This is a genomic window from Nocardia sp. NBC_01377, assembly GCF_045040005.1.
Lineage (GTDB): Bacteria > Actinomycetota > Actinomycetes > Mycobacteriales > Mycobacteriaceae > Nocardia > Nocardia noduli.
Genome location: NZ_CP109566.1, coordinates 4118829 through 4145788, shown reverse-complemented (window position 1 = coordinate 4145788; position 26960 = coordinate 4118829). Strand labels below are relative to the sequence as shown.

25 protein-coding genes are annotated in these 26960 nt (G+C 66.8%); 11 read left to right on the top strand and 14 right to left on the bottom strand.

The annotated features are described in order from the left end of the window. Positions 1 to 94: 94 nt before the first annotated feature. Genes OG225_RS19150 through OG225_RS19140 form a run of 3 tightly spaced genes read left to right on the top strand, consistent with a single transcriptional unit; the run spans position 95 to position 3156 of the window. On the top strand, positions 95 to 1393 hold the full coding sequence (locus OG225_RS19150) for a cytochrome P450 (RefSeq protein ID WP_405182915.1): 1299 nt from the start codon (positions 95 to 97) through the stop codon (positions 1391 to 1393). Next, positions 1390 to 1578: a ferredoxin gene (locus tag OG225_RS19145; protein WP_109530416.1), complete on the top strand. Its 189-nt coding sequence runs from the start codon at positions 1390 to 1392 to the stop codon at positions 1576 to 1578. Before OG225_RS19150 ends, OG225_RS19145 begins: the two co-directional genes overlap by 4 nt. A gap of 21 nt (positions 1579 to 1599) precedes the next feature. Beyond that, positions 1600 to 3156, top strand: a complete 1557-nt coding sequence (locus tag OG225_RS19140; RefSeq protein WP_405182914.1) for an acyl-CoA synthetase — start codon at positions 1600 to 1602, stop codon at positions 3154 to 3156. A 36-nt stretch (positions 3157 to 3192) separates the two neighbouring features. Here OG225_RS19140 and OG225_RS19135 read toward each other — a convergent pair whose 3' ends face one another. The 8 genes from OG225_RS19135 to OG225_RS19100 form a co-directional block, all read right to left on the bottom strand. Further along, on the bottom strand, positions 3193 to 4002 hold the full coding sequence (locus OG225_RS19135) for an NAD(P)-dependent oxidoreductase (RefSeq protein ID WP_405182913.1): 810 nt from the start codon (positions 4000 to 4002) through the stop codon (positions 3193 to 3195). 14 nt (positions 4003 to 4016) lie between these two features. Then, positions 4017 to 4835, bottom strand: a complete 819-nt coding sequence (locus OG225_RS19130) for an NAD(P)-dependent oxidoreductase (protein ID WP_405182912.1) — start codon at positions 4833 to 4835, stop codon at positions 4017 to 4019. Next, on the bottom strand, positions 4835 to 5389 hold the full coding sequence (locus tag OG225_RS19125) for a DoxX family protein (RefSeq protein WP_216909407.1): 555 nt from the start codon (positions 5387 to 5389) through the stop codon (positions 4835 to 4837). The genes OG225_RS19130 and OG225_RS19125 overlap by 1 nt, the downstream gene beginning before the upstream one ends. Beyond that, on the bottom strand, positions 5389 to 6351 hold the full coding sequence (locus OG225_RS19120; RefSeq protein ID WP_405182911.1) for an alpha/beta hydrolase: 963 nt from the start codon (positions 6349 to 6351) through the stop codon (positions 5389 to 5391). Before OG225_RS19120 ends, OG225_RS19125 begins: the two co-directional genes overlap by 1 nt. A 22-nt stretch (positions 6352 to 6373) precedes the next feature. Further along, positions 6374 to 8062 carry a thiolase C-terminal domain-containing protein gene (locus OG225_RS19115; protein ID WP_405182910.1) on the bottom strand — a complete coding sequence of 563 codons (1689 nt, stop codon included), beginning with the start codon at positions 8060 to 8062 and terminating at the stop codon, positions 6374 to 6376. Between the two features lie 82 nt (positions 8063 to 8144). Beyond that, positions 8145 to 9515 (bottom strand): cytochrome P450, encoded by a 1371-nt coding sequence (locus OG225_RS19110; RefSeq protein WP_405183299.1) that lies wholly within the window; start codon positions 9513 to 9515, stop codon positions 8145 to 8147. Beyond that, the gene (locus OG225_RS19105) at positions 9516 to 9710 is read right to left on the bottom strand and encodes a ferredoxin (protein ID WP_109530409.1); all 195 of its coding nucleotides are present in this window, start codon (positions 9708 to 9710) and stop codon (positions 9516 to 9518) included. A gap of 69 nt (positions 9711 to 9779) precedes the next feature. After that, positions 9780 to 10487, bottom strand: coding sequence for an SDR family NAD(P)-dependent oxidoreductase (locus OG225_RS19100; protein WP_216909394.1), 708 nt, complete (start codon positions 10485 to 10487; stop codon positions 9780 to 9782). Between the two features lie 301 nt (positions 10488 to 10788). On the opposite strand from OG225_RS19100, the gene OG225_RS19095 reads away from it, so the two are divergent. The 4 genes from OG225_RS19095 to OG225_RS19080 are packed head-to-tail and all read left to right on the top strand — an operon-like array spanning position 10789 to position 15830. After that, on the top strand, positions 10789 to 12252 hold the full coding sequence (locus OG225_RS19095) for an aldehyde dehydrogenase family protein (protein ID WP_405182909.1): 1464 nt from the start codon (positions 10789 to 10791) through the stop codon (positions 12250 to 12252). Beyond that, positions 12249 to 13457 carry a CaiB/BaiF CoA transferase family protein gene (locus OG225_RS19090; protein ID WP_405182908.1) on the top strand — a complete coding sequence of 403 codons (1209 nt, stop codon included), beginning with the start codon at positions 12249 to 12251 and terminating at the stop codon, positions 13455 to 13457. Before OG225_RS19095 ends, OG225_RS19090 begins: the two co-directional genes overlap by 4 nt. Before the next feature lie 19 nt (positions 13458 to 13476). Then, positions 13477 to 14661, top strand: a complete 1185-nt coding sequence (locus OG225_RS19085) for an OB-fold domain-containing protein (protein ID WP_405182907.1) — start codon at positions 13477 to 13479, stop codon at positions 14659 to 14661. Further along, positions 14658 to 15830: a thiolase C-terminal domain-containing protein gene (locus tag OG225_RS19080; protein WP_405182906.1), complete on the top strand. Its 1173-nt coding sequence runs from the start codon at positions 14658 to 14660 to the stop codon at positions 15828 to 15830. Before OG225_RS19085 ends, OG225_RS19080 begins: the two co-directional genes overlap by 4 nt. 144 nt (positions 15831 to 15974) lie before the next feature. Here OG225_RS19080 and OG225_RS19075 read toward each other — a convergent pair whose 3' ends face one another. Continuing rightward, positions 15975 to 17231 carry an amidohydrolase family protein gene (locus tag OG225_RS19075; RefSeq protein WP_405182905.1) on the bottom strand — a complete coding sequence of 419 codons (1257 nt, stop codon included), beginning with the start codon at positions 17229 to 17231 and terminating at the stop codon, positions 15975 to 15977. A 292-nt stretch (positions 17232 to 17523) separates the two neighbouring features. Here OG225_RS19075 and OG225_RS19070 point away from each other — a divergent pair, with 292 nt between their 5' ends. Further along, entirely contained in the window at positions 17524 to 18387 is an 864-nt protein-coding gene (locus tag OG225_RS19070) for an SPASM domain-containing protein (RefSeq protein ID WP_405182904.1), read from the top strand. 35 nt (positions 18388 to 18422) lie between these two features. Continuing rightward, the gene (locus OG225_RS19065) at positions 18423 to 19442 is read left to right on the top strand and encodes a hypothetical protein (protein ID WP_405182903.1); all 1020 of its coding nucleotides are present in this window, start codon (positions 18423 to 18425) and stop codon (positions 19440 to 19442) included. 24 nt (positions 19443 to 19466) lie between these two features. Here OG225_RS19065 and OG225_RS19060 read toward each other — a convergent pair whose 3' ends face one another. The 4 genes from OG225_RS19060 to OG225_RS19045 are packed head-to-tail and all read right to left on the bottom strand — an operon-like array spanning position 19467 to position 23852. Next, complete coding sequence (locus tag OG225_RS19060) at positions 19467 to 19613, bottom strand: hypothetical protein (protein WP_405182902.1); 147 nt, start codon at positions 19611 to 19613, stop codon at positions 19467 to 19469. Beyond that, complete coding sequence (locus OG225_RS19055; RefSeq protein ID WP_405182901.1) at positions 19610 to 21061, bottom strand: FadD3 family acyl-CoA ligase; 1452 nt, start codon at positions 21059 to 21061, stop codon at positions 19610 to 19612. Before OG225_RS19055 ends, OG225_RS19060 begins: the two co-directional genes overlap by 4 nt. Further along, positions 21058 to 22254: an amidohydrolase family protein gene (locus OG225_RS19050; protein WP_405182900.1), complete on the bottom strand. Its 1197-nt coding sequence runs from the start codon at positions 22252 to 22254 to the stop codon at positions 21058 to 21060. The genes OG225_RS19055 and OG225_RS19050 overlap by 4 nt, the downstream gene beginning before the upstream one ends. A 38-nt stretch (positions 22255 to 22292) precedes the next feature. Continuing rightward, the gene (locus tag OG225_RS19045) at positions 22293 to 23852 is read right to left on the bottom strand and encodes an AMP-binding protein (RefSeq protein ID WP_405182899.1); all 1560 of its coding nucleotides are present in this window, start codon (positions 23850 to 23852) and stop codon (positions 22293 to 22295) included. An 80-nt stretch (positions 23853 to 23932) separates the two neighbouring features. On the opposite strand from OG225_RS19045, the gene OG225_RS19040 reads away from it, so the two are divergent. Further along, the gene (locus OG225_RS19040; RefSeq protein ID WP_405182898.1) at positions 23933 to 24649 is read left to right on the top strand and encodes an enoyl-CoA hydratase/isomerase family protein; all 717 of its coding nucleotides are present in this window, start codon (positions 23933 to 23935) and stop codon (positions 24647 to 24649) included. 368 nt (positions 24650 to 25017) lie between these two features. Further along, positions 25018 to 25530: a hypothetical protein gene (locus tag OG225_RS19035; protein WP_216908855.1), complete on the top strand. Its 513-nt coding sequence runs from the start codon at positions 25018 to 25020 to the stop codon at positions 25528 to 25530. A 22-nt stretch (positions 25531 to 25552) separates the two neighbouring features. Here the strand turns inward: OG225_RS19035 and OG225_RS19030 are convergent, their stop codons facing one another. Then, on the bottom strand, positions 25553 to 26161 hold the full coding sequence (locus tag OG225_RS19030) for a TetR/AcrR family transcriptional regulator (RefSeq protein WP_405182897.1): 609 nt from the start codon (positions 26159 to 26161) through the stop codon (positions 25553 to 25555). Between the last annotated feature and the right edge of the window lie 799 nt (positions 26162 to 26960).

The window sequence follows — 26960 nt, the reverse complement described above, 5'->3', positions numbered from 1 at the left end:
CATATTCACAGATGAGAGCCTTATTCTCAATCATGGAAGTCAACTGGCAGCGTCGGCCCCGTGCGCTCGCCGGAGCATCGAAGGGAACCGTCGAGTGGTGAAAAACTTCCAGGATCTGGACTTCTTCCTCGGACAGGAGCTGGTCGACGATCCGTACCCGTACTTCGACTCGCTGCGCGAGGTGTGTCCGGTCACCAAGGAGAACCATCACGACGTGACGATGGTGACAGGGTACGAGGAAGCGCTGGAGGTCTACAACGACGTCGAGCGTTTCTCCTCCTGCATCTCGGTCACCGGCCCCTTCCCCGGCTTCCCGGTCTCGCTCGAGGGCGTCGAGGATGTCGACGCGCTGATCGCCGAACATCGCGACAAGCTGCCGATGAGTGACCAGCTGCCGACGATGGATCCGCCGATGCACACCGGGCACCGCGCCGTGCTGATGCGTCTGATCACCCCCAAGCGCCTCAAGGAGAACGAAGAGGCGATGTGGTCGATCGCCGACCGGTTGCTCGACGAATTCCTGGTGATGGAAGACGCCGACATCATCCGCGACTTCGCCGGTCCGTTCACCCTCTACGTGATCGCCGACCTGCTCGGCGTGCCGGCCGACGACCAAGAGGAATTCCTCAACAAGCTGCAGCGCGAGAAGCATTCGCGTGGCGCGGTCGGCAGCACCGACGGTGAGGACCTACAGCACGCCCCGATCGAATTCCTCTACACGAAGTTCTCGGGCTACATCGACGACCGCCGGGCCAATCCGCGTAACGATGTGCTGACCAGCATGGCGACCGCGACCTTCCCCGACGGCAGCACGCCCGAGGTCATGGATGTGGTGCGGGTGGCGGCCAACCTCTTCTCGGCGGGCCAGGAGACCACAGTCCGCCTGCTCAGCTCGGCCCTGCGCACGCTGGCCGAACGCCCCGACATCCAGCAGTACCTGCGTGAGGACACCAGCCGCATCCAGAACTTCATCGAGGAGTCGCTGCGGATGGAGAGCCCGGTCAAGGGCGACTTCCGGCTGGCGAAGGTGGATACCGAGGTCGGCGGGGCCGAGGTGGCCCAGGGCAGTGTCGTGATGGTCATCAACGCCGCCGCCAACCGCGATCCGCGCCGCTTCGACGACCCGACGACCTTCGACGCCGCCCGCTCCAACGCCCGCGCCCACGTCGCCTTCGGTCGCGGTGTGCACAGCTGTCCCGGCGCTCCGCTGGCCCGCGCCGAGGCGCGCGTCGCCATCGAGCGTCTGTTGCAGCGCACCGCCGAGTTGCGGATCAACGAGAACAGGCACGGTCCGGCCGACGCCCGCAACTTCTCCTACCTGCCCACGTTCATCCTGCGTGGACTCAACGAGCTGTACCTCGACATCGACGTCGCCGAGGCCGAAGCACGATGAAGGTCTCCATCGACGACGAACGCTGTCGCGGACACGGCATCTGCATGGTGCTGTGCGACGAGGTGTTCGCCATCAACGACGACGGCTACGCCGAGGTGCTCGTAGACGAGATCCCCGCCGAACACGAGGACAAGGTCCGCGAGGCCGTGCAGAACTGTCCCGAACGGGCGATCGTCGAAGAATGAGCACGGAACGAGCGGCCGGGCATGAGTGATGCCGAAGCGACGCTCGGGTGGCACGCGACCCGATCCCCGGATCGGGTCGCGCTCGTCATGGCGAGCGGCGGCGAGACGGTCACCTACGCACAACTCGAGGACCGTTCACTGCGGTTCGCGACGGCACTGCGCGAACGTGGCCTCGGCGTCGGCGGCCATATCGCCATCCTGCTGGAGAACACCCGCGCCTATCTCGAAGTAGCCTGGGCCGCACAGCGTTCCGGGCTCTACTACACCGCGGTCAACCGGCATCTGCGCCCGGCCGAGGTCCAATACATCCTGGCCGACAGCGGCGCGACCGCGTTGGTGACCAGCGCCGCCATGGCCGATGTGGTGGCCGGGCTGGATCTGTCCGATATCCCGGTACGCGTCACCGTCGACGGTGACCTGCCGGGTTTCGAGCGTTACGACGACATCCTCGCCGCCACCGCCGCCGGTCCGCTAGCGGACGAGTGCGAGGGCCGCGAGATGCTCTACTCCTCGGGCACCACCGGCCGTCCCAAGGGCGTGCGCAAACAACTGCCCGCCACACCGCTGGGCGATCCCACCGCCGCGCCCGTGCAGATCGCGCGCGGCCTGTTGATCTCCGGCGCCACCGGCGACGGCGTATACCTCTCGCCCGCGCCGCTGTATCACGGTGCGCCACTGGTGTTCTCGATGTCGTGGCAACGGCTCGGCGCGACCGTCGTGGTGATGGAGCGTTTCGATCCGGCGCAATGCCTCGATCTGATCGAGAACTGCCGCGTCACCCACACCCAGATGGTGCCGACGATGTTCGTGCGCATGCTGCGGCTGCCCGCCGAGCGCCGCGCCCGCTTCGACCGCTCGAGTCTGGTGGACGTCGTGCACTCGGCCGCGCCGTGCCCGGTCGCGGTCAAGCACCGGATGATCGAATGGTGGGGACCGATCATCAGCGAGTACTACTCGGGCACAGAGGATATCGGCACCACCTACATCGGCGCGCGGGACTGGCTGAGTCATCCCGGTTCGGTGGGCAAGCCGATGCAGGAATGCCATATCGTCGACGCCGAAGGCAACGAGGTGGGCCCGCGCGTGGTCGGCGTCGTCCATTTCGGCGGCGGCAGACCCTTCGAGTACCACAACAATCCGGACGCGACCGCGGCCGCCGCCCATCCGAAGGGCTGGCGCACCATCGGCGATATGGGCTACCTCGACGAGGACGGCTACCTGTATCTGACCGACCGCAAGGCGCACATGATCATCTCCGGCGGGGTGAACATCTACCCGCAGGAAGCGGAGAACGTGCTGGCGGGCCATCGGGCCGTCGCCGACGTCGCGGTGATCGGCGTACCGGACGAGGAGATGGGCGAGGCGGTGAAAGCGGTTGTCCAGGCGGTGGATCCGGCGCTGGCCGACGACGCGCTGGCCGCGGAACTGATCGAGTTCTGCCGTGCGGAACTGGCCTCGTACAAATGCCCGCGCACGGTCGATTTCGTCACCGAGTTGCCGCGCGATCCCAATGGGAAGTTGTACAAGCGACTGCTGCGCGAACGCTACTGGGAAGGGCGCGAATCCCGCGTCATCTGACGCGGAACCCGCGCCCCGAGAAGGCTTTCCGAGCGGTCAGGCCGGATCGTGCGCGGGGACTCCCGCGTCGATGGCCGCCTCCAGAATTCCCAGGTCTCCGCCGAGTTCGGCGACGAGCGCCCTGGCGACGGCGACATCCTTGCCGAGGAATTCACCGACCGAGGCCATGAACTGCGCCACCGCGCCCTTGCTCGCCACGCTGAGCAGCGCGCGACCGCTACTGCTGGCGTGCGGCAGTGCCGAGAGCAGCGTCGCCTCGTCGAGCCCGAGCTGTTCGCCGAGCCGTACCGCGTCGGCGACCAAGCCGATCTGCGCCGCGAACAACGCGTTGTTGACGAGTTTGACCCGCTGTCCCGACCCGAGCGGGCCGACGTGCACCGCCGGATCGGCGTAGGCGCACACCACCTCTCGCGCGCGGGCGACCGCTTCCTCGGATCCGCCGAGGAAAACCGTCAACTTGCCCGCGGCGATATTGTGCGGTCCGCCGCTGACCGGTGCGTCCACCACCTCGACACCGTATCGCTCGGCGGCCTCGGCGACAGCGGCCACGGTCGCCGGACTCCCCGTGGTGTGCACGATGAGCACCGCACCGCGCGGCAGATCACTCAGTAGCGAACCGTCGAGGCAGACCTCGCGGACCTGCTCGTCGGTGAAGACACACACCACGAGAGCCTCCGCTCCCGCGGCCGCGGCGCTGACCGACGCCACCGGTTCGGCGCCGGTCTCGGCCAGCGCGGCCCTGGTCTCGGCGGAGCGGCCGACGGCGCGCACGGTATGCCCGGCCTTGGCCAGGCGTTCGATCATCGGGCGGCCCATCCGCCCGGCGCCAACGAATCCGATACGCATGCCGGCTGTCTCCCTCAACGTGAACGATCCATGAAGCCCAGAGTCGCGTCGGCGGCGTCGAGCACGATTCCCGGGGTGACATCCGCCGCGGCGGCCAGGGCCGCGACCAGACCGACATCCTTGAGCAGCAGATCGCCCGCGTGCGCCGCGAGCCGGTCCAGCGTGCCGCCCGCGTCGACGATGCGTCCGAGCGCGAAACTGTTCGCGGTGCCGTTGGAGATGACCTGACCGAGGCGTTCCTGGCTCAGGCCGAGCGAGGTGCCCAGATCCAGTGCGCTCTTGGCCGTCGCCAGATTGGCGGTGAACAGCAGGTTGTTGAGCAGTTTGGTGACCTGCCCGGCGCCGACGTCACCGAGGTGCACGATCGGATTCGCATACGATTCGAAGATCGGTCGGCTGCGCTCGACGGCTTCGGTCGGCCCGCCGACCATCACCAGCAGGGTGCCCGCCGCGGCGCCGGGGCCGCCACCGCTGACCGGGGCGTCGATCAGCTCGACACCCTGTGCCGCGGCTGTTTTCGCGAGATCACGGCAGGTGTCCGGGTGCACCGTGGAGTGCACGGCGATGATCGATCCCGGCGCGATTCCGGCCAGGATGCCGTTCTCGCCGGTGATCACCTCGCGCACGTCGGCATCGCCGACCACGCACAGGCAGACCAGATCGCTCTTCTCCGCCAGGGCGGCGGGGGATTCGGCAGTGTCGGCCGCCGTGTCGGCGTAGGGCTCCAGCGACGCGGGCCTGCGTGCCCACAGTGTGGTCGGGTGGCCCGCCTCGATGATCCGGCGGGCCATCGGGCCGCCCTGGCTGCCCAATCCGATGAATCCGACGCGCATCAGTGCGCCTCCTCGCTGACGGTGGTTTCCGGTGCGGCACTCGCGGGTTCGGGCGCCGGGCTCGCGGGAGCGGGGCGGTAGAACACGGCGAGCAGTCCCGCGGTGCCGAGTACGCCGACGCCGAGCGCGACCGCGCCACCGGCCCAGCCGGTGATCTCGATGCCCGCGGCATGATCCAGCGACAGCCATCCCGGTCCGGAGAAGCCGAGCGCGAGCGAGGCCACGGCCAGCACGAGGACGTACTCGTAGCCCTCCTTGAAGACGAAAAAGCCGTTCTTGCGGTGCGCGAGCAGTCCGGCGACCAGCATCACCGAGATGACGGCGGCGGCCGCGAACGGCGTCAACAGTCCGACGATCAGCAGCACGCCCGCGCCGATCTCGGTGATGACGCTCAGCCATGCCTGTAGCACGCCGTTGCGCAGCCCGAGTCCGCTGAACCACCGTGCCGTTCCGGCGATCTTGCCGCCGCCGATCCAGTGATTCGCGCCGTGCGCGATCATCGTGACACCCACGACCAGCCGCAGCAGCAGCGGCGCGATATCGGTGACCTCCATTACCTGACCTCCCTGGCCGCGCTGTCGCCGCCGTCGAATTGTGTTGTCGGTCCGGTGAATTCTCCGGTAGTCGCGGCGACAACGCATTCCTCCACGAAGGAAAGCACCTTCAGGTGGTATGCCGCCGCCGTATAGCCCAGGCTCGCGTTGTGCCCGGTATTGGGTTGCAGGTTGAGCACGACGCGCGGCGCCGCCTCGAACAGCGCGCCGATACGCGCCACTTCCTCCGGGTCGTTGCGCCAGATGGCCTCGTACTCACCGGCGGTGTAGCGCACCGGGATCCGCACACGCGCGGCCAGGGTGGGGAAGTGGTGTTCGGCCCAATCGGCGATGGTCTGCGCCTCCAGCTTGGGGCCGGGCACGTAGATCGCCCCGCTGCCGAGCGAGGGCGGGTACAGCCGACGCGGCTTCCACAGCAGTCCGCCGAGCCCGATCGGCCTGCGGCCGCCCTCGGATCGAGGCCCCCACAGCACTTCCTGGGCTTTCGGGTGATGGTTGCGTCCGGTCCCGGCCAGCTCGAGGCCGAGCAGATCCGCGCCGCGATCCGCGCTCGCCATCCGCAGCGCGAGTTCGCAACCGGCCGAATGGGCCATCAGGAATACGCCCGCGCCGCGTTCGCGATTCGCCAACAGCGAGTCGACGACGCCGTACATGAGATCGACGCGCCGCTGTGCCTGGGTGAGTTCCTCGGTGAACGGCGCGGAACTGCCGTAGCCGGGCCGGTCGAGCGCGAGCACGGTGTAGCCGAGGCGTTGCCCGAGGCGCAGCAGCGAGAGTTCCGGGTGCCCGGGGCAGTCGAAATACCTCGAATCGGTCGCGCCGCCGTGCAGGGCGATCAGCACCGCGCGTGGGGCGGGCGCCTCGGCGAGCAGGCCCGAGACCGGGATGCCGTCGAATTCGGCGACGACCGGCAGCGGGGCCGGACCGTCGAGCGGGCGTAGGTCGGACTCGATGAGTGTCATAGGGAGACCGACATTCTCGCGCTCACGAGTCGGTGCGGAGCAGCATCGCGCCGCCCGGGGTCAGTCCGCCGCTGGAGACCACGGCGACCCTGGCCCCGCCGACCTGGCGTGCCCCGGCCTCGCCGCGCAACTGCACCACCGCCTCGTGCAGCAATCCCATGCCGTGGGTGCGCCCGTGTGACAGCTGGCCGCCGTGGGTGTTGACCGGAATCGTGCCGTCGCGGGCGATGTTCTTGCCGCCCTCCAGGAAATCCTTCGCCTCGCCGATCCCGCAGAAGCCGAGCGCCTCGATCCAGGACAGACAGTTGAAGGTGAACCCGTCGTAGAGTTCGGCGACGTCCACATCGGCCGGACGCAGGGTGGTACGGGTCCACAGATGCGCGGCGGGGCCGAGTACCTGCGGTTCGTGGGTCAGGGTGCTCTGATCCCATTCGATGCGCTCGACGATCTGGGTGCCGACGGCCTCGACCAGCACCGGCGGTTTCGCGAGATCGCGTGCCACGTCGACCGCCGACACGATGACCGCGACCGCGCCGTCGCACGGGACGTCGCAGTCGTAGAGCCCGAACGGGGTGGTGATGGCGCGGGCGCCGAGGTAGTCGTCCATCGTCATCGGGTCGCGATAGACCGCGGTCGGTTCGAGTTCGGCGTTGGCGCGCTGATTGAGCGCGATCCAGCCCAGTGTCTCGCGGGTGGTGCCGTAGCGCTGGAAATGGCGCTGGGCATTCTGGGCGAGCGTGTGCGCGGCGGAGGTCGCCCCGAAGGGCATCATCCAGCTGGTGGTGCGTCCGCCCGAGGACGGGATGCGACCCGCCTTCCTCAGTTCGTTGAACGTCGATTCCCATACGGTGCGGAAACAGAGCACATGGTTGGCCAGTCCGGCCGCGACCGCGGTCATCGCCGCGATCACCGAACCGCCGGGGCCGAAGGTCTCGATACCGCCGTTGTGCCAGGTCGGGCGCAAGCCGAGCGCGGCCTCGACCGCGGTGACGCCGCCTTCGCCGAATCCGCCGACATTGCCGCCGCCGGGATAGGAGGCGATACCGTCGATATCGTCCATGGTCAGCCCCGCGTCGGCGACGGCCCGTTCGCACGCCTCGACCGTCAGCGCCAGCGGCGGGACCATCAGCCTGCGTCCGAGCCGCGACATGCCGATGCCGGTCAGCGCGATCTTGTCCTCGAACTTCTCCTGGCGCACCATCGGGCGCACGTATTCGCCGAAACGCTCGGGGGCGATCTCGTCCACCGGCAGCGGCGCGAGTTCGGGCTGGTCGGCCACGGGCCGGAACAGCGGCAGCCACACGTCGGCGTCCTGCTGGAAGACGACCTCGACGCGCATCCCCAGCTCCAGGCTGTCGGGATCGGCGTCGATGATGTTGGTGGTCAACCGGACTCGCGGATCCTCGACCAGCGCGACCTGGGCGACCACGTAGGGCGGCGGCAGGCCGGGCAGGCCGAAGCGGTGGTTGACGGTGAAACCGGCGAGCACGGCCTGACCGGAGACCTCGCGGATTCCGAGGTCGTGGCCGCGGCAGTAGCGGCAGATCGGCTGCGGCGGGTGGATGAGCGCCGCGCAGGAACGGCATTCGGTGATGCGCAGGACGCCGTCGGACCCCGAGGTCCAGAAGAACTCGGTGTCCAGACTCAGCAGCGGCAATGGCCGCCCCGACGGTTCGGCCTTCGCCGCGGGTGAACTCTCCGCCTCTGCCACAGTGCCTCCTCGTATCGTCGCAGCCGGTAGCCGCGCGCGACCGGATCGGCCACGCGCGGCGCGTGTTTCAGTTGTCGTCCGGTCAGATTTCCGCGGTGTGCTTGTTCGCGGTCACCGGCTCGGCCAGCCGCTGCTCGTCACAGACGACCTGCAACTTCTCCAGGGTCTCCTCGATTCCCGGGCCCAGGCGCGGGCCGGGGGTGAACTCGGCGGGCAGATGCCGCATGCCCTGGATGATCGCGATGGTGTCGTAGTGCACCGTCTCCTCGGGGATGCACCGGTAGTCGGGCATCCGATCCAGCACGGCCACCAGCATCCGCTTGAAGACCATACGGGCCATGTTGGAGCCGATGCAGCGGTGGATGCCGAGACCGAAGGAATAGTGCCGGTTGCCCTTGCGGTCCAGGATGACCTCTTCCGGATCCTGGAACACCGAGGGGTCACGGTTGGCCATCGCCCAGGACAACCAGACCCGGTCGCCTTCCTTGAACGACGTGCCAGCGACCTCGCAATCCTCGGCGATGGTGCGACCGTCACCGGGCGCGGGGCAGTAGTAGCGCAGGAATTCCTCGGTGGCCGAGTTGAGCAGCAGATCGCGGTCCCGGCTGAGGTTCTCGCGTTCGGCGGGGTTCTCCGACAGCCATTGAAGCGAATGCGCGGTGAGCGCGGTGGTGGTGTCGAAGCCGCCGCCGATCAAGAGGCTGAGCATCCCGAGGATTTCCATATCGGGCAGCGGCGCGCCGTTGACCGTCGCCGAGTTGACCGCGTGGATCATGCCGGGACGTGGGCTCTGCCTGATCTCGGCGAGGTTGGTCAGCAGATCGATGCCGAGCGCCCTGTGCATTTCGGCGATCCGGGGATAGTCCGGATCCTCCGGGTGGGTGTACACCGCGGCGTGGATGGGCTCGTTGTAGATCTGCCACTTGTTCAGCGGCACACCGAGCATGCCGAGTGTCAGGACGGCCGGAGTGATATTCGCCAGCTCGTCGACGAAATCGATACGGCCGCTTTCGATCTTCTCGTCGATCGACGCCCGGACGATCTCGTCGACGAACGGAATCCAGCGATTCACGGCGGCGGGGGACAGGTACGGGTTGAGCACCGCCCGCAGTTCCCTGTGCTCGGGCTCGTCCATTTCCAGAATGCCCGCGCGGATGCCCTTGGCGCGGGGCGGCGGCGGAATGGAGATGCCCTTGTAGCCCGACCCCGTGCTGTTGGGGTCGTGATCGTTGGACATGTGCGGGCAGCGGGCGAGTTCGAAGACCTCTTTGTTACCCGCGGCGACCCAGTGGCCGTCGTAGGTCTCGGTCCACGCGACCGGGCATTCGCCCTGCATCTCGTCGGTGATCGCCTGGAAGTTCTCCCGATATTCGGGCGCGAAACGATCGAAGTGGAATTGTGGCTGCTTGCGATCGGTATCGGTGATGTTCTCCACGGTTATAGCGGTTCCGATCTACTCGTCGATCGAGATCGCGCGCTCGGGGCAGGAATGGACGGCCTCGCGGACCTGCTCCTCCTGGCCGTCGGCGACGGATTCGTCGACCGGGGACGAGTGTCCATCGATATCGCTGAGTTCGAACGATTGCGGGGCGATCATCGCGCACAGCGTGTGCCCCTGGCAGCGGTCTTGATCGACGTGGACCTTCACGGTGTTCTTCCTTTTCCGTCTTGCTGTTTCGGGCTGCACCGTCCGCGCCCGGTAGGGCGGGCCGGGGTCTTACGTGTTGCGTCCGCCGTTGACGCCGAGGATCTGACCGGTGATGTAACCGGCTTCCTCGGAGATCAGGAACGCGCAGGCCGCGGCGATGTCGGCGGGGGTGCCGACCCTGCGCACCGGGGTGCGCTGGATGTGGTCCTCGACGGTTCCGCCGAGTCGTCGCGCTTCCTCGTTCTTGCGCAGCATCGGGGTGTCGATGAAGCCCGGCGGCACCGCGTTGACGGTGATGCCCGACGGTCCCAGTTCCAGCGCCAGGGACTTGGTCAGCCCGTTGACGGCGGATTTGGCGGAAACGTAGTGCGACATGAACGGCTGACCCGAATGTGTGCTCGACGAGGAGATGTTGACGATACGACCCCATCCCGCTTCCAGCATGTCGGGCAGCACCGCTTGGACGCAGTGGAAGACCCCGTGCAGGTTGACGTCGACGACGCGCTTCCATTCCTCGAACGAGATGTTCTGGAATCGCTTGAAGCCGTCGAGACCCGCGGAATTCACGAGGACGGTGACCGGCCCCAGCTTGGCCCGGATGGCGTCGAGTGCCTGACCGATCTGCTCGGGATCGGTGACGTCGGCCCGATAGGCGAAGTCGTCCTCGGCGGGCGGATTCAGATCCAGCGTGGCGACGTGGAATCCGTCGCTGCGCAAACGCTCCGCGATACCCAAACCGATTCCGGACGCGCCTCCGGTGACCACTGCCGTCTTCACGCCTGGAACCTCTCTCCGTTGACCATGTTGCCGGACGAAATCGCGCGGGTGTCGCGCGCCGCCCCTTCGGGGACCGGGGCGAGTGTAGTGTCGAACACAAGAATCTCCCTTCCGGTTGTGAGAACCGTACTCTCGCACCGAACACCTTCGCAAGAGTCGCCTGCTTGCTGAACGGTCGCCAAGCGCAATGGAGGGCGTGGCGGGCTGTCGCGTGATGTCGATTATTGCTACAGTTCCGCGTTGTGAATGTTACATTCTCCAGAAGCGAGAATGTAATTTCCATTGTTAGCGAGGAGACGGGATGTCAACGCAGGAACAGGCAGTAGCGGTGACGCGGCGGCTACTGATCGACGGGCAGTTGGTCGAGACCGAGCAGACGCTCGCCTCGCTCGATCCCGCCACGGGCGAGGTGTTCGGCTACGCGCCGGAGGCCACCGTGGCCGAGGTCGACGCGGCGGTCGCGGCGGCGCGGCGCGCCTTCGACACCACCGACTGGTCGACGAATCACGCGCTGCGGGCACGCTGCTTGAACCAGCTGTACCAAGCGCTGCGCGACAACGTCGAGGAATTGCGCGAGCTGACCATCTCCGAGGTCGGCGCCACGCGCGCGCTGACCCACGGCAATCAGCTCGAGGTCCCCTTCGAGATCGTGCGCTACTACGCGGGGCTGCTCGAGGGCTACGAGTGGAGCGAGGATCTCGGCAATATCGAGATCCGCGGTCAGCAGCATCACCGCTGGGTCGAGAAGGAGGCCGCGGGCGTCGTCGCCGCGATCGCCGCCTACAACTACCCGCACCAGCTCGCGCTGGCCAAGCTGGCGCCCTCGCTGGCCGCCGGTTGCACCGTGGTGCTCAAGGGCGCGCCCGACACCCCGCTGTCGACCCTGGCGCTCGGTGAGATCATCGCGCAGACCGATATCCCGGCGGGCGTGGTCAATGTGCTGACCTCCTCCGATATCGAGGTCGGCAAGCGCATGACCACCCATCCCGACGTCGACGTCGTCACCTTCACCGGGTCCACCCCGGTCGGCCGCGAGATCATGGCGGCGGCCAGCGCGACCCTGAAGAAGGTCTTCCTCGAGCTCGGCGGCAAGTCCGCGATGATCCTGCTCGACGACGCCGATTACGTGAAGTCGGCCCAGTTCGCGGCGTTCAGCGTGGCGACCCACGCCGGACAGGGCTGCGCGCTGACCACCCGCGTCCTCGTGCCCGCCGCCGATCACGACAAGGTGGCGCAGATGATCGCGGGCGTGTTCGCCCACGTCAGCTACGGCGATCCGCGCGATCCCAAGACCTACATGGGACCGCTGATCAGCGAGCGTCAGCGGGAGAAGGTCGACGGCATCGTCCAGCGCGCGGTCGCGGCGGGCGCCACGCTCGTCGCCGGTGGCGAGAAGGTCGATCCCGGCTTCTTCTACAAGCCGACACTGCTCGCGAATGTCGATCCCGACAGCGAGATCGCCCAGGAAGAGGTGTTCGGGCCGGTCATCGCGCTGATCCCTTACACCGACGAGGACGACGCGGTCCGCATCGCGAACAACTCCATCTACGGTCTGTCCGGCGGCATCATGAGTGCCGACGCCGAGCGGGCGAAGGCGGTGGCGCGCCGCGTGCGCACCGGCACCTTCAGCATCAACGGCGGTAACTACTTCTCCGCCGACGCTCCCTTCGGCGGTTACAAGCAGTCGGGCATCGGACGGGAGATGGGCCGTCAAGGTCTCGAGGAATTCCTTGAGCTGAAGACCTTCGCCGAGGTTCTGGCATGAGCAAGCCGCTGGAAGGTATCAAGGTCCTCGAAGTCGCGATGTACGGGTTCGTCCCGTCGGCGGGCGCTGTCCTGTCCGACTGGGGCGCCGAGGTCATCAAGGTCGAACACGCGGTCAATGGCGATCCGCAACGCGGCCTGCGACGCATCGGAGCCTTCACCGTCGAGGGCGATCCGAATCCCAACGTGGAGCACGCGAATCGCGGCAAGCGCAGTATCGGCATCGATATGACGGTGGCCGAGGGACGCGAGGTCATCCTCGAACTGGCCGAGAAGGCCGATGTCTTCCTGACCAGTTTCCTGCCGCAGGCGCGCGCCAAATTCGGGATCGACGTGGAGCACATCCGCGCGGTGAACCCGAATATCGTGTACGCCCGTGGCAGTGCGCTCGGCCCGCGCGGTGTCGAGTCCACGCGCGGTGGATACGACATGACCGCGTTCTGGTGCCGTGGCGGCGTCGCCGCCACGATCACCCCGCCCGGAACCGACGGCATGATCCAGCCGCCGGGACCCGCGTTCGGTGACACCATCTCCGGCACCAACCTGGCGGGCGGTATCGCCGCCGCGCTGTTGAAGCGGGAGCGCACGGGGGAGACCTCGGTCGTGGACGTATCGCTGCTCGGTAGCGGACTGTGGGCACTCGGCCACACCATCGCGCTGTCGGCACAGCAGAAGCAGCCGATGGTCGCGCCGGTTCCCGGCGCCCACGGTGCGCCGACCAACCCGCTGTCGGGGCTCTACGCCACTTCCGACGACCGGTACCTGTCGTTCGTGATGCTCCAGCCGGGCAAGTTCTGGGCCGACGTGTGCCGTCATATCGATCGGCCGGAACTGATCGATGATCCGCGTTTCGCCGATTCCGCCGCGATCTCGGCGAATACCGCCGAAGCGGTGGCGATCCTGCGCGAGGTGATCAAGGGACGCACTCTGGCAGAATGGACCGAGCGGTTCGCGACCCTCGCGGGGCCGTGGGCACCCGTTCAGGACTCGTTGCAGCTCGGATCGGACGCCCAGATCAGGGCGAACGAGTACCTGTTGCAGGCCGGTGAACTGGAATTGGTCTCCAGCCCTGTGCAATTCGATGTCGGTGCGCCCGAGCTGCGGCCCGGCCCCGAATTCGCGGCGCACACAGAAGAAGTTCTGCTCGAACTGGGTATGGACTGGGATCGCATTATCGAGCTGAAGACCGCGGGCGCGGTGTCTTAGCTCGGGAAAGGGGTGACCGATGCCTTTTGTCACGTCTATCGGGACCTATCTGCCCTGTTGGGGCAGTAGACGCAGCAGAGTGCCCGGTGAGGACGAAGACGCGGTCACCCTGGCGGTCGAGGCGGGCCGTGCGGCGGTAGCGCACGGCGAGCCGGTGGAACGGGTGGTCCTGGTCAGCCGGGACCTGCCGCTCATGGACAGCAGTAATGCCGCGGTGTTGCTGGCCGGGCTGGGGCTCGATCCCGAACTCGAGGTGATCGAACGCCTCGGCGGCGCTCCGGCGACCTTGGACGCGTTGAGTTCGGCGCGGCCGCGCACCATCGTGATCGGCGTCGATCTGGAACCCGCGGGCGCGGTGGCGGCCTACGTCTCCGACCGCGGCGGCATCCAGGTCCGCACCGCGGCCAGGGTGACGCGCAGTCTTCCCGTGCGCACCCGCAACGCGGTCGGGGCCGTGCACGACTACGGCGACCCGCGCCTGCTGCACGAGCGCGGACTCATGGCCTCGCTCTCGGCGGCCTGGCTCGACACCCCGGTGGCGGTGGCGGGCGTCGACCACAAACAGGCGTCGGCGCTGTGCCTGAGTCCGCCGCCGCAACTGCCGACGCTCGGCGCGAGTTCGAGCCTGTTCGCCCTGGCCACGATGGCCGAATGGGAAACGGGAGGACTGCTCGTCGGAGTGGAGCAGGCGAATCTGTCCGGCGTCACCGTCGTCGCGGGCGCGGGCGCGGGCGACGTCCGGCGTAACGAACAGCCCGCGCGGGCGCTTCCCGAAGGTGTCACCGTGCCGGGCGCCGATCTTCCGCTGTCGCTGGCCGCCTACGAGCGCGCCTTCGAGGCCAAGGTCCGCTGGGAAGCGGGCAGGCATCCCGGCAGCGACGAACTGGATTTCCCGCCGCGCTACCGGATCGGGCCCGACGGACTGTTGAGCACCGACTACACCCTGGTGCCGCTCCCGCGTACCGGCGTCGTGTACTCCGAGACGACGGTGCGGATTCCGGTACCCGGCGTGAAGAGTCCGTATTCGCTGGTGATCGTGGAACTCGACGAAGTCGGCGTGCGTGCCGTCGCCAAGGTGACCGGCGCCGATCCGGGCACCGTCGGCATCGGCGACCGCGGTCGGATGGTGCTGCGCCGCGTCGCCGTGCGCGCCGGGGTCCCCGACTACGGATACGCGTTCGAACCGGAACCGGAGGCGGTATGAGGAAAGTGGCCATCGTCGGCGCGGGGATGACGCCCTTCGCCGAACATTTCGCACTCGGCATCAAGGATCTGTTGCCGATGGCCTTCGCCGAATGCGCGGCCTCGGTCGACAAGGGGTTCCGCACCGCCGATCTGAAAGCCGCCTGGTTCGGCGCGCTCGGATCGACCGACGGTTTCCCGTCCGGGGTGCTCGCCGACGCGCTCGGCCTGCCCGGCCTGCCCGTCACCCATATCCAGAACTCCTGCGCGACCGGTAACGACGCGGTGCGCAACGCGCTGTACGCGCTGGCATCGGGTGCGGTCGACGTCGCCCTGGTGATCGGGGCCGACAAATTGCGCGAGACGGCGCAGAAGGATCTGCTCGGCGAGTGGCAGCCCATGACCTGGGACCGCGCCTGGGATTCCCAGCTGGGTCTGTTCCCGCACGCGGGGTACGCCCTGCACGTCAATCGCTACCTGTACGAATCCCCGGCGACGCATGAGCACATGGCCATGGTCGCGGTGAAGAACCACTACAACGGCGCGCGGAATCCCAAGGCGCGACTACGTTTCGAGATCACCATGGAACAGGCGCGCGACGCCCCCGTGGTGGCCGATCCGTTCCGCGTCTACGACTGTGTGCCGCAGAGCGACGGCGCCGCCGCGCTCATCCTCGCCGCCGAGGACGTGGTCGACCGCTACACCGACAGGCCGGTATGGGTCCGCGGTGTCGGCCTCGGCCTGGATTCGGTGATGCACCAGCACAAGCGGGATATGACGACCTTCCCCGCGACCGTCCGCGCCGCGCGCGAGGCGTTCCGGATGGCGGGCCTCGGACCGTCCGACATCGATGTCGCCGAAGTGCACGATTTCTTCACCGGCATCGAGTTGATGAGTTACGAGGACCTCGGCTTCGCCGAACGGTTCGAGGGGTACAAACTCATCGAATCCGGCGTCACCGCGCTCGGCGGCGCGCTGCCGGTCAACCCGAGCGGCGGCCTCAAGGCCAAGGGGCATCCGCCGGGCGCCACCGGTGTCGCGCAATGCGTGGAACTGTTCGAGCAGTTGCGCGGCAGCGCGGCCAACCAGGTCGACGGCGCGCGTATCGGCTTGGCGCACAACGTCGGTGGGCCCACCGCGGTCGCCGCCGTGACGATCCTGGAAGGTCCGAGCGGAGATACCTCGCGCTGAGATCGCTCGCCCGCCTCGGGCGATGTCGTGACAGAACCCGGCCGGAACAATCCGGCCGGGTTTTCGCTGTTCCGATCGGGGTAACCGGGCAACGGCGAACAGAGAAATGCCCCGGTCGGAGAATCGGGGCATTCGTCGTGCAACTCAGCTCGCGCTGGGCGTGTACTCCAGTGCGTACTGCGCGCGCGACTTGGTCGAGATGTCGACGTCGGTCGCCTTGGCACGCAGCGCGCCCACCGTGGCCTGCTCACGCGGGACGGTCGCGAACGGGTCCCAGTTGAAGTGACGGCAGGCGTTCTGCCAGGTGATCTTGTTGATATCGCTGTCGTCGGCGCCCGCGTGCTCGAGTTCCTCGAGCACGAATTCCGGGGCCCCGGGCCACAGGGAGTCCGAATGCGGGTAGTCGCATTCCCACGCGATGTTGTCGATCCCGATGTCGTGGCGGTACTTCAGCGACGTCCGGTCGGTCACGTAGCAGGCGAGCACGTGCTCGCGGAACACCTCGCTGGGCATCTTGCCGCCGAAGTCGCGGCGCAGCCAGCGCTGGTTGGTGTAGTGCCGGTCGGAGCGGTCGAGGAAGAACGGGATCCAGCCGACGCCGCCCTCGGACAGCGCGATCTTGAGCTTGGGGTAGGTGCGGAACGCGGGGCCCCACAGCAGATCCTGCGCGGCGATGAGCGAGATGCTCGGCGCGAGCACCATCAGGTTGTCGATCGGTGCGTCCGGCGCCAGCTTCAGCACGCCGAAGCCCTGGCCGATGTGCAGGTTCATCACAGTGTCGTTGTCGCACAGCGCTTGGAACACCGGAGCCCAGTACTCGAGGTCGTGGTAGCTGGGCAGGCCGTCGATATGCGGCAGCTCCGGCATCGTCACCGAATGACAGCCGCGCTTTGCCAGTCGCTCGATCTCGGCGACCGCGAGTTCGGGGTCCCACATGGGCAGGATGCCGATCGGGATGAAACGGCCAGGGTACGCGCCGGCCCAGTCGTCGATATGCCAGTTGTTGTAGGCCTCGATCATCGCGACGGTGATCTCGTCCTGGCCGCCACGGCTCAGGTGCCCGGCGCTGAAGCCGGTGAAGGTGGGGAAGCACATCGAGGTCAGCACGCCGTTGACGTCCATGTCGCGAATCCGCGCGTGCACGTCGTAGACCGCGGGTCGCATCTCGGCGTAACCGGCGGGATCGCGGCCCCATTCCTCGGCGGGCCAGGTCACGACGGCGTTGAGCCCGGCGACACCGGTCGGCCGGTCCCGGTAGATCCAACGATCGATGCCCTTGTCGTCGACGACGACCTTCGGTGCGTAGTCAACGTACTTCTTCGGAACATGGCCGTCGAACATGTCGAGCGGCTCGACGACATGGTCGTCGATGCTCACCAGGATCAGGTCGTCGATGTTCACGTGACTCCTCGGTGTTCATGGGGCTGCGTGGGGGCTGCGCTCCACCGGTTCGAGATTGGAAAAGTTTCGAGATGATAAGTCTTCATTGAAGAGAATGTCACTCTCATACGTGTCCTCGACCATACACCCCAGGTGCCCGGCTGGTCGACATATATGCGAGCAATGGTCGCAAATCCCGTTGGGGCATGGGCCTTGTCCCTTGATTGAAATAGGATTACCGTTATTTGAGAATGACATTTCCGCTCGTGCCGCCGCACGGCGACGCGGCGGCCCAACCACGACGGAGGCCGGTATGGGCGCACCACTACCCGTGGTCGGACAACTCGGACACCGGCCCGAGGCGCCGCACCGCGTCAGCTGGGAATTGACCCACGACCACGAAGCGTCGGAGGCGGTGTTCCCGTCCACTGCGGTGCGGGAACTCGGCACCGCGGAATGCCTGGGGCTCGTCGAGGAGTTCGACGCCATGGGCGTTCCATACCTCGACATCGTCGGCGGCGAGCCGATGGTCCGCACCGACTTCTGGCGCATCGTCGACGCCGCGAGCGCGCGGCGCATCGGTGTCGGCTTCCGCACCGACGGCGCGACCGAGGCCACCAACGATCCGGTCGGCGGCGCGGGGGCCTATCGCGCGGCCGTGCGCGCCATGGAATTGCTCTACTCCTCCGGCGTCTACGATTTCGCGGTCGATGTCGTTCTCACCGAGCGGAATATGGGGCAACTCGACGCGATGGCCGCCGTCGCCGACCTGTTCGGCGTGCGCCTGCGCACCTCGAGCCCCCGCTCGCCCCGCCGGACCGGACGGCCGTGGTACGAACCCCGCCCCAGTGCCCGTCAGCAACTGGACGTGCGGCGCAGGCAGCGCGAGATCGGCGACGCGGCCGCCGACGATCACGGACAGACGGCGGTCGGATGCGGCGCGGGCCGGACCGCGTGCCTGATCGACGCGACCGGTGACGTCTACGCCTGCCCGTTCGCCTCGCACGAGGCCCTGCTGGCCGGAAATATCGGCACCGCGAACGGCTTCGCCGCACTCTGGCGATACTCGCCGCTGTTCGAACACCTGCGCGGTGCGGAGAACGACGCGCTGTGCGTATCCTGCGGCGGACACCACCGCCACGAGGACATCCTCGCGAGTGTCGGTCGGTCGGCATAGCGGCGCTCGGGTCACGGACCGGAAAGAAGGATCGGATGGTGGGGGCCGAATCCCGTACGGCGGAGCGCGACGAGCCGGACCGCGAGCCGATCGGACCAGGAGGGCATCCGGTGGTCGGAACCTTCGGCGAGCAACGCAATCTCACCGCCGATCAGGTGGCCGCCGCCGTCGGCGTGCCCGCGGAGCGCGGCAGGCGCTACCTGCGCGCGCTCGGCTATCCGCGGGTCGATGACGCCAGCGTCGATTTCGCGGCCTCCGACGTCGATCTGGTTCGTCTGGTCACCGGGTACGCCGACCGGGGGCTGGTCGACGAGACGGAGGCCTTGCACCTGGTCGGCGTACTCGCCAGATCCATCTCCCAGCTCGCTCGTCTCCAGGCCGAGATCGTCGCGGGCCAGATGCTGCGGGCCCCGGAATCCCTCGACACCACCGCGGCGCTGGCCGAGCGGATTCCCGAGGTGCAGTGGATGCTCGGGCAACTGTGGCGACGCAGGCTCGAGGACGCGATGGATATGCTCGACCCCGGCTCGGAAACGCCGCCGGGCCGCGACGCGGGCGTCGGCTTCGCCGACATCGTCGGATTCACCGAACTGAGTCGCGACCGCCGTGCCGCCGACCTGCTCAGGGTGGTGGCGCGATTCGAACACCGAAGCATCGACGTGGTGTCGGAATACGGCGGCAGCGTGGTGAAACTGCTCGGCGACGAAATCCTGTTCACCGCCGATTCCCCGGTGATCATCGCGGAGATCTGCACGCGCCTGGCCCGGGCCTTCGCCGCCGATCCCGATATTCCGGGTCTGCGCGTCGGCGCGGCGTGGGGGCCGCTGCACCATCAGCTCGGCGATATCTTCGGCAATACCGTCAATCTGGCCAGCAGGCTCACCGCGCTCGCCGCGCCGGGCGGCGTCGTGATCGCTCCCGCGCTGGCCGCCGAACTGCGCGGGCACCCGGATTTCCGGTTGACGGATATGGCGTGCGCGGAGATCCGGGGGATCGGCACGCTCACCCCGGTGCTGTTGCACCGAGCGGTCGAGAACCGCGCTCAGGACCGGTGATCCGGCGCCCGAGCGCGGCGTCGATCAGCTCAGGTACCGGACCAGATGCCGGTCGTCGGTCGCCTCGGCGAATCCGTCGATGCGCGACCGGTCGATCTCGAACCAGTCGCCGGTGCCGATCTCGGTGCCGACGGCCGCTCGCAGCGCGTCGAAGTCGGAGAAGTCCGTCATATCGCTTTCTCTTGTCCCAGCTGGTCTTTCATCACTTTGCCGGTGGCGTTCAACGGCAGGGTGTCGAGGAAACGTATCGAGCGGGGGACTTTGAAGCCCGCCATGCGGTCTCGGCTCCACTCGATCAGCTCGTCCTCGGTGATCGGCGCTTCGGCGACGATGTAGGCGCGTCCGACTTGGCCGAGGCGTTCGTCGGGCACGCCGATGACGGCGGCCTGGGCGACCGAGGGGTGTTGGATCAGGAAACCCTCGATCTCGGCCGGATAGACGTTGAACCCGCCGACGATGTACATGTCCTTCTTACGGCCGTCGATACGTAGACGGCCTTCGGCGTCGAGGCTGCCGAGATCGCCGGTGTGCAACCAGCCCTCCGCGTCGATCGCTTCGGCGGTGGCTTTCGGGTCGTCGAGGTAGCCCTGCATGACGCTGTAGCCGCGCACGAGTACCTCGCCGTCGTCGGCGATGGCGAGTTCGACACCGTCGCAGGCCTGTCCGGCGGTGGTGGCGATCTGTTCGAAGGTGTCGCCGGGGCGTGAGGCGGTCGCGGTACCCGCCTCGGTGAGTCCGTAGCCGGTCATGATCGACCGGAACGGCAGTTCTTCGCTGATCCGGCGGATCAGGTCGACCGGGATGTCGGCCGCGCCGGTGACCGCCGAACGCAGCGACGAGAGGTCGTGTGCGCCATCGGCTTGCAGCAGGGAGTGGTAGAGGGTCGGCGGGCCGGGCAGCATGGTGACCCGTTCGCGGGCGACCAGTTCGAGTACCCGGTCCACCTCGAAGACCGGTACCGGCAGGATCGTCGCACCACGGATGAGCGAGGCGACCAGGCCGGCCTTGTACCCGAAGGTGTGGAAGAACGGGTTGACGATCAGGTACTTGTCGCCCTCGCGTAGATCGGCCAGATCACACCATTCGGTGTAGAGCCGCAGCGTCTGTAGGTGGTTCATCATGACGCCCTTGGGGCGACCGGTCGTGCCCGAGGTGTAGACGATATCGGCGATATCGGTGCCGACGATGTCGTCATGTTCGAACGCAGTGCCCTCGGTCAGGAAATCCGACTTCAGATCGATCACCGCCACACCGCCCGCGGTGAAACCGCTGTAGTCCACGCCGAGGAAACCCTGTTGGACCAGGACCATCTTGGCGCCGCTGCGGGCGATGATGTCACCGGCCTCTTCGGCCTTGAACCGGGTGTTGACCGGAACCAGCACCCCGCCCGCGGTGAGTAGCCCGAACGCGGCGACGATCCACTGCGCCGAGTTCGGGGCCCAGATCGCCGCGCGGTCACCCTTGTCGATACCCGCTCGAGCGAAAGCACCCGCGGCGCGACGGATCCGGTCGACGAGTTCGGTGTAGGTCCACCGGATCTCCCCGTCGACGACCGCTTCGGCATCACCGAAGCGGGTCGCCGTACCGAGGACCATCTCGGGGATGGTCTGCCAGGTCATACCCCGAGCAGCCGAGCCAGGTTGCCGCCCATGATCTTCGCCTGGTTCTCCAGCGGCATTTCCTTGATCTCGTGGATGTAGCGCGCGGGCTCGGCCAGACCCTCCGGGTGCGGCCAGTCCGAACCGAACAGGACGTGATCGACGCCCATCACGTCCGACAGACGGAAGAGGTCCTCTTCCCAGAACGGGCTGACGTAGAGGCTCTGCTTGATGGCCTCGATCGGATCGCGGAAGCCGAAGCCCTCCGGTGCCTTCTTGTAGACGTCGGACAGCTGGTTCAGCAGCGGCTCGAGCCAGGCCGAACCGTTCTCGATGACCGCGATCTTCAGGTCGGGGAAGCGGTTGAGCGCGCCGTGGCACACCCAGGAGGCGACCGCGTCGGTGACCGGACGCCACTGGTTGGTCATGGCGAAGGTGTTGGTCTTGAACGGCAGCATCTCCAGGCCGCTGCCTTCCCACTCGGCGTCGAAACGCGAGTAGCCCGAGTCCGAGGAGTGCATGGTGACCAGCACGTCGAGTTCGACGACCCGCTTCCAGAACGGATCGAACTCCGGCAGCGCGAACGAACGCATACCGCGCAGCCCGGGAACCGGGGCCGGGCGGATCAGGATTGCCTTGGCGCCGTGCTCGACGACGGCCCAGTTCAACTCCTCGATCGCCTTCTCCACGATCGGCAGCGTGATGACCGGGATCGTGAAAATCCGATCCGAATGCACGAAGTTGCCGTCCTGGCCCCACTCCTCGAGCATCCACTCGTTGAGCGAGTGGATCACCGCGTGAATGAGCTCGGGATGATGACGCATACGCTCTTCGACCAGACTGGCCAAGGTCGGGAACATCAGCGCGCGCTGCAACTGCAAGTCGTCCATGACCTTCAAGCGGGCGACCGGATCGCGGAAGGCCTCGATCGCCTTCATCGACTTGCCGAAGATCTCGCGACGGCTCTTGCCCTCGGGGTTGCCGTACTTGAAGTAATCCTCCATGGCGCCGGGACGCGCCACGACATCGAAGGTCGGGTTCGGGATGTACTCACTGATCTGGCCCAGCACCGCGATCTTGGTGCGGCCGTTGATCTCGATGTACTGGATCGCACCCTCGTACTGCTCGGGCAGATGCCTGGTCAGCGCGTCCTTGGTCTCGTAGAGATGGTTGTCCGCGTCGAACAGTTGGTACGGCAGATCGACCTTGCTCATGGAATCCTCCTTGTCACTTTATGAGAATCGTATTCTCTTCATGAATGTATAGCAATGCCCGCGGCCCGCGTCTGCGCCAGATCCCGGCGGACGATGAACTTCTGGACCTTGCCGCTCGGGGTACGGGGGAAATCGGCGACGACGTGCACTTCCTCCGGCCACTTCTGTTTGGCCATTCCGGCGTCGGCGAAGCACTCCCGTACCTGGTCCAGGCCGGGGGCCTCGGCTCCCGGGTGCAAGCGCAGCACCGCCGCGGTGCGCTCGCCGAGGCGGTCGTCGGGAACCGCGACGGCGACCGCCTCGGCGACTCCCGGCAATGTGAGCAAGACCTCTTCGACCTCGAGCGCGCTGACGTTCTCGCCGCCGCGGATGATCACGTCGGATTTGCGGTCGGTGATGGTCAGGTAGCCGTCCTCGTCGAGGACGCCGATATCGCCGGTGTGATACCAGCCGTCCTCATCGAACATCTTCGCGGTGAGCTCGGGATCGGTGTACCCCAGGCACAGATCCGGTCCGCGGCTGAGGATCTCGCCGTCCTCGGCCAGTCGCATCTCCACGCCGGGCATGGTGTTGCCGTCGGTGAACAGGCGTTTGTGCTCGGGTGCGGTGTACAGCGAACCCGTGATCGACGGATGTTCGGTGCTGCCGTAGGACCGGTAGACGGTGATGCCGATAGCGGCCAGGCGGGTGGTGAGGGCCGCGGGCACCGACGCGCCGCCCATTCCGGCGTAGCGCATGAAGGGCAGATGCGCGTCGGTGTAGTCCGGATGGTCGAGCAGGCTGGTGACGTAGTAGGGCACGCCGCCGCCCACCGTCAGCCCGTCGGAGAGCATGAGCTCGAGCACCTTGGTCGGATCCCACACATCGGTGACGTTGATTGCGATGTTGTTCAGTACCGGGATGAGCAGCGCGTTGACCATGCCGATGAAATGGCCGACCGGCGCCGCGGTGATCTGATTGCCGAGTTCGGGGGGATACCAGGCCGCCAGTTGGCGGGTCTCGCAACCGAGGGTGCGATGACTGTGCACGACCCCCTTCGGCGAGCTGGTCGTGCCGGAGGTGAACGCGATCAGCGCCGGGCTGTCGGGGTCGACCGCCAGTGTTCCCGCCATCGGCTCGGGGTCGAGAAGTTCCTCGAAATTCCCGCCGACGACACCGACGATCGGGATGTCCTCGCGCAGATCCGCGCAGGTGTCGGGAAGACCGAGCAGTTCGGTGACGACGAAGACCTTGGGGCGCACCGTTTCCAGGATGTAGGTGAGTTCCTTACGTCCGTAGAAGTGCACGATCGGTACCACCGTGGCGCCGAGGAAGGCCGACGCCCAGAATACCGTCGCGGCCTCCACCCAGTTCGGCAGCTGGAACGCGACCACGTCACCCGGTTCGACTCCGCGCCCGCGCAGGCCTGCCGCGAGCCTGCGGGCGTCGTGCTCGACCTCGCGGTAGGTGCCCGACCACGGCCGCTTCGCCGAATGGATTCGGAACTGGGTGTCCGGTGCGGCGGCCAGGCCCGCCGCGAGTAGATCGCCGAGCGACTCGGAGGTCCACCAACCCTCTTCCTGGTAACGGGTGACCAGGTCGACGGGGATCTTGCGCATCGTCGAGCTCCTCGGAATCGCCTGCACGTATATTGTTCTCCTGACAAGAGAATCATATTTCCTCCTAGGAGAACAAGAAGATGGTCGAGCTAGAGCTGGACGAGGGATTGGCGGTCATCACCATCAATCGCCCCGAGGCCCGCAACGCGATCGCGCCCGCCACGATGGACGAGTTGGAGAAGGCGATCGACGCCGCAGGTGAGGCTCGCGCTCTGGTGCTCACGGGTGGGGGCGACAAGGCCTTCGTCTCCGGCGGCGACCTCAAGGAACTCGCCAAGTTGCGGACCGAGGAACAGGCCGCCGAGATGGCGTGGCGCATGCGCGGGATCTGCGATCGGCTCGCGGCGTTCCCCGGCCCGGTGATCGCGGCCCTGAACGGGCACGCGCTCGGTGGTGGCGCCGAGGTGTCGGTCGCCGCCGACATCCGCATCGCCGCGCACGACATCAAGATCGGCTTCAACCAGGTGTCGCTGGCGATCATGCCCGCGTGGGGCGGCGCGGAACGGCTGGCGCGGCTGGTCGGACCGGGTCGGGCGATCATGCTCGCCGGTTCCGGGGAGATCCTCGACGCCGCCTCGGCCGAGCGTCTCGGGCTGATCGACCGTGTTCTTCCGCGTCAGGAGTTCGACAAGGGGTGGCGCGCCCTGGCGAAGTCGCTCGCGACCGTTCCTGCGGGTGAAGTCAAACGGGTGGTCAGAGGTGTTTCCGAACAGGAAGCTGTACAGGCATTCGCGCGGTTGTGGGTGTCGGATGAGCACTGGGCGGCGGCGGATCGAGTAATGAACCGCGCCAAGTGATTTCAGTGTCCCGCAACGTAGGAACTACGTAGTTGGGTGTGGGTCGCAATAGGGCGTTTGCGCAGGAAGCGAGGGGTCTTCCACAACCGGATATGTGACATAGATCACATATCCTTCAGGTGTGAGGCCGGTATCACATTTCGGAGAACCGCCTTACTGTGTGAGCGGTAGATCTCCCTGCGGGAAATCCCGATGTTTGTCATTCAGCCCAGACGCATCGGCCCTGACCCGGGGGGATCCACCGCGATCTTCACGTTCGACAAGCGGGATGGGAAACCATGGCTGTACGATCCGTCGACTCCGTCAACCAGGGCGTTCGGGACCTTCATTCGGTGGCTCGTTGGCGCGCGCACGCGCGCCGACACCCACTGCGCTATCGCTTGGCGGTTGTCGCGCCCAGCGCCGTCGACGTGATCCGTCACGCCGGCGGGTGGCTGTTCGACCGCACGACCGCGGGCTGGGAGGTGACGGTACTGGTGACCGATCACAGCGATGTGCGCCCGCTGCGGATTCTGGGCGCTACCGTCCTGGATCTGGAACAGTCACTGGCCACCTCGGTACACGACACGTGGCCCAACGCGGTCGCGGTGGCGTCGGAGACCTACATGTCGGACAGCCGGGTTCGTGAAGGCGTGCTCGAGTGTTTCGACCGCGGCCTCATGGAGGTCGCGATGTGGGGCGATGTGATCCCGCCCGAGCTGGAACACCGCGCGGGCACCGCGCATCATCGTGTGAGCGTGGCGGCGCGCGCTTTCAAGGCGTGCGCGTTGAACGCGGCGGGCCACCCCGCCGAATCGGTCGAGTCGACCGAAGCCTTCCGGGTCGGCGAGATCCCGCCGCCCATCTACCGCTCCGACGCCGATCTGGTTCCCGCTACCTGATCTCCGATCGCGACACAGCCGGTCAGGAAATTTCCCGGCCGGCGTTCGCGTGCCCGCCCTCGAGTTTGTCGATCTCCCTCTCGACGAGCGCGAGGGCTTCGGCGTGCCCGCCCGACATCCCGAGCGCGCGTTCGATCACCACGACCCGCGAAATGCTCGTGATCAGGACCGCCATGGCCGCGGCCGGGAATCTCTCGGTATCGAATCCGTATTCGCCCAACAGTTCCTCCAGCGCGTTCGCCTGGATGGTGCGGAATTTCTCCGCGTATTCGGCGACGGCCGCTCTGATAGCTGGGCGATGGTTGGACAGGCCGACGAATTCCATTGTTAATCGCACCGCGGTCGGATCGGTGCTGAAAGCCCATAATGCGTGGAGCGGTTTGTCCGTTTTCATCATCTCGGCCTGCAGTTCGAGACCTTCATCCGCATTTCTTCGGAAAATATCCAGCAACAGCTCGTCCATCGAGCGGAAGTAATAATGCACCAACTGCGGTTTGAGGCCCGCCCGCTCGGCGACCTTACGCGAGGTCACCGCCGCCCATCCTTCCTCGAGCAGAAGTTGCTGGGCCGCCTCGATGAGGACCTGGCGATTCTTGGCATCGGGGGCACCGATCCTTCGGGGCGATGGCATTCGCCGTCCTCCTTGTTCGAAAACCCGTGGTGGGGTCAATTCATAGCCCAGTGCGAGCCTCGTCGTCTATTGACTGACTGAGTCACCTCATGCTATGCATATGCACAGCACCGATGCTGAGCAGTCGCTCGGCATCCGGTGGCCGATCGTAGCCCGGATCGTCCGCCGGTGGGTGTCGAATACTTCACTAGCACATTTCTTGTGGTCAGGAGGGGCAATATGGGTCACGACGGTGTGGTCCGCCCGTGGATTGCCGTGCGCCGATCGGCTGATCCCAGGCCGGACACGCGCGCGATATCCGGCCGGGGGCGGCACATGCCGACGGGGAGGCGGTCCGCACCGGTGTGACGCGGGAAGTCCTCCCGACGGCGCCCGGCCGAGCGAACGGGCGGCGGAATCGATGGTGCCCAGGCGTCGATCCGTCGTCGGATCCGGCGGTCGTCGAGTGTGCCGGATGCCCCATATCCACCTATCTCCTTTTTATTACGACTTAATTCGAACCGGCGGCAAAACCTCAGCTGATTCCGTGTTCTGCTATTGACTCGCGATGTGACTGCAAGCACAATGTCTTATCGACGATGCACGCCGAAGAGTTTTTCGGAGAAATCCTCGAGCCGGGGCGAGAAGTGGACTCGGCAAGGATTCAAGGAAATCCGGCAAGGGGATTTCCTTGCCCGAGGCGTGCGCGCCGCAGAGTGGCTCGAATAATCGGGAGACTCAGTTCAGAAGGCGAACCATCGCCTGAAAACACATGTTCTTACAGATCGTTCGTCGGCGGTGGGATGCTGCCCGCCGGACC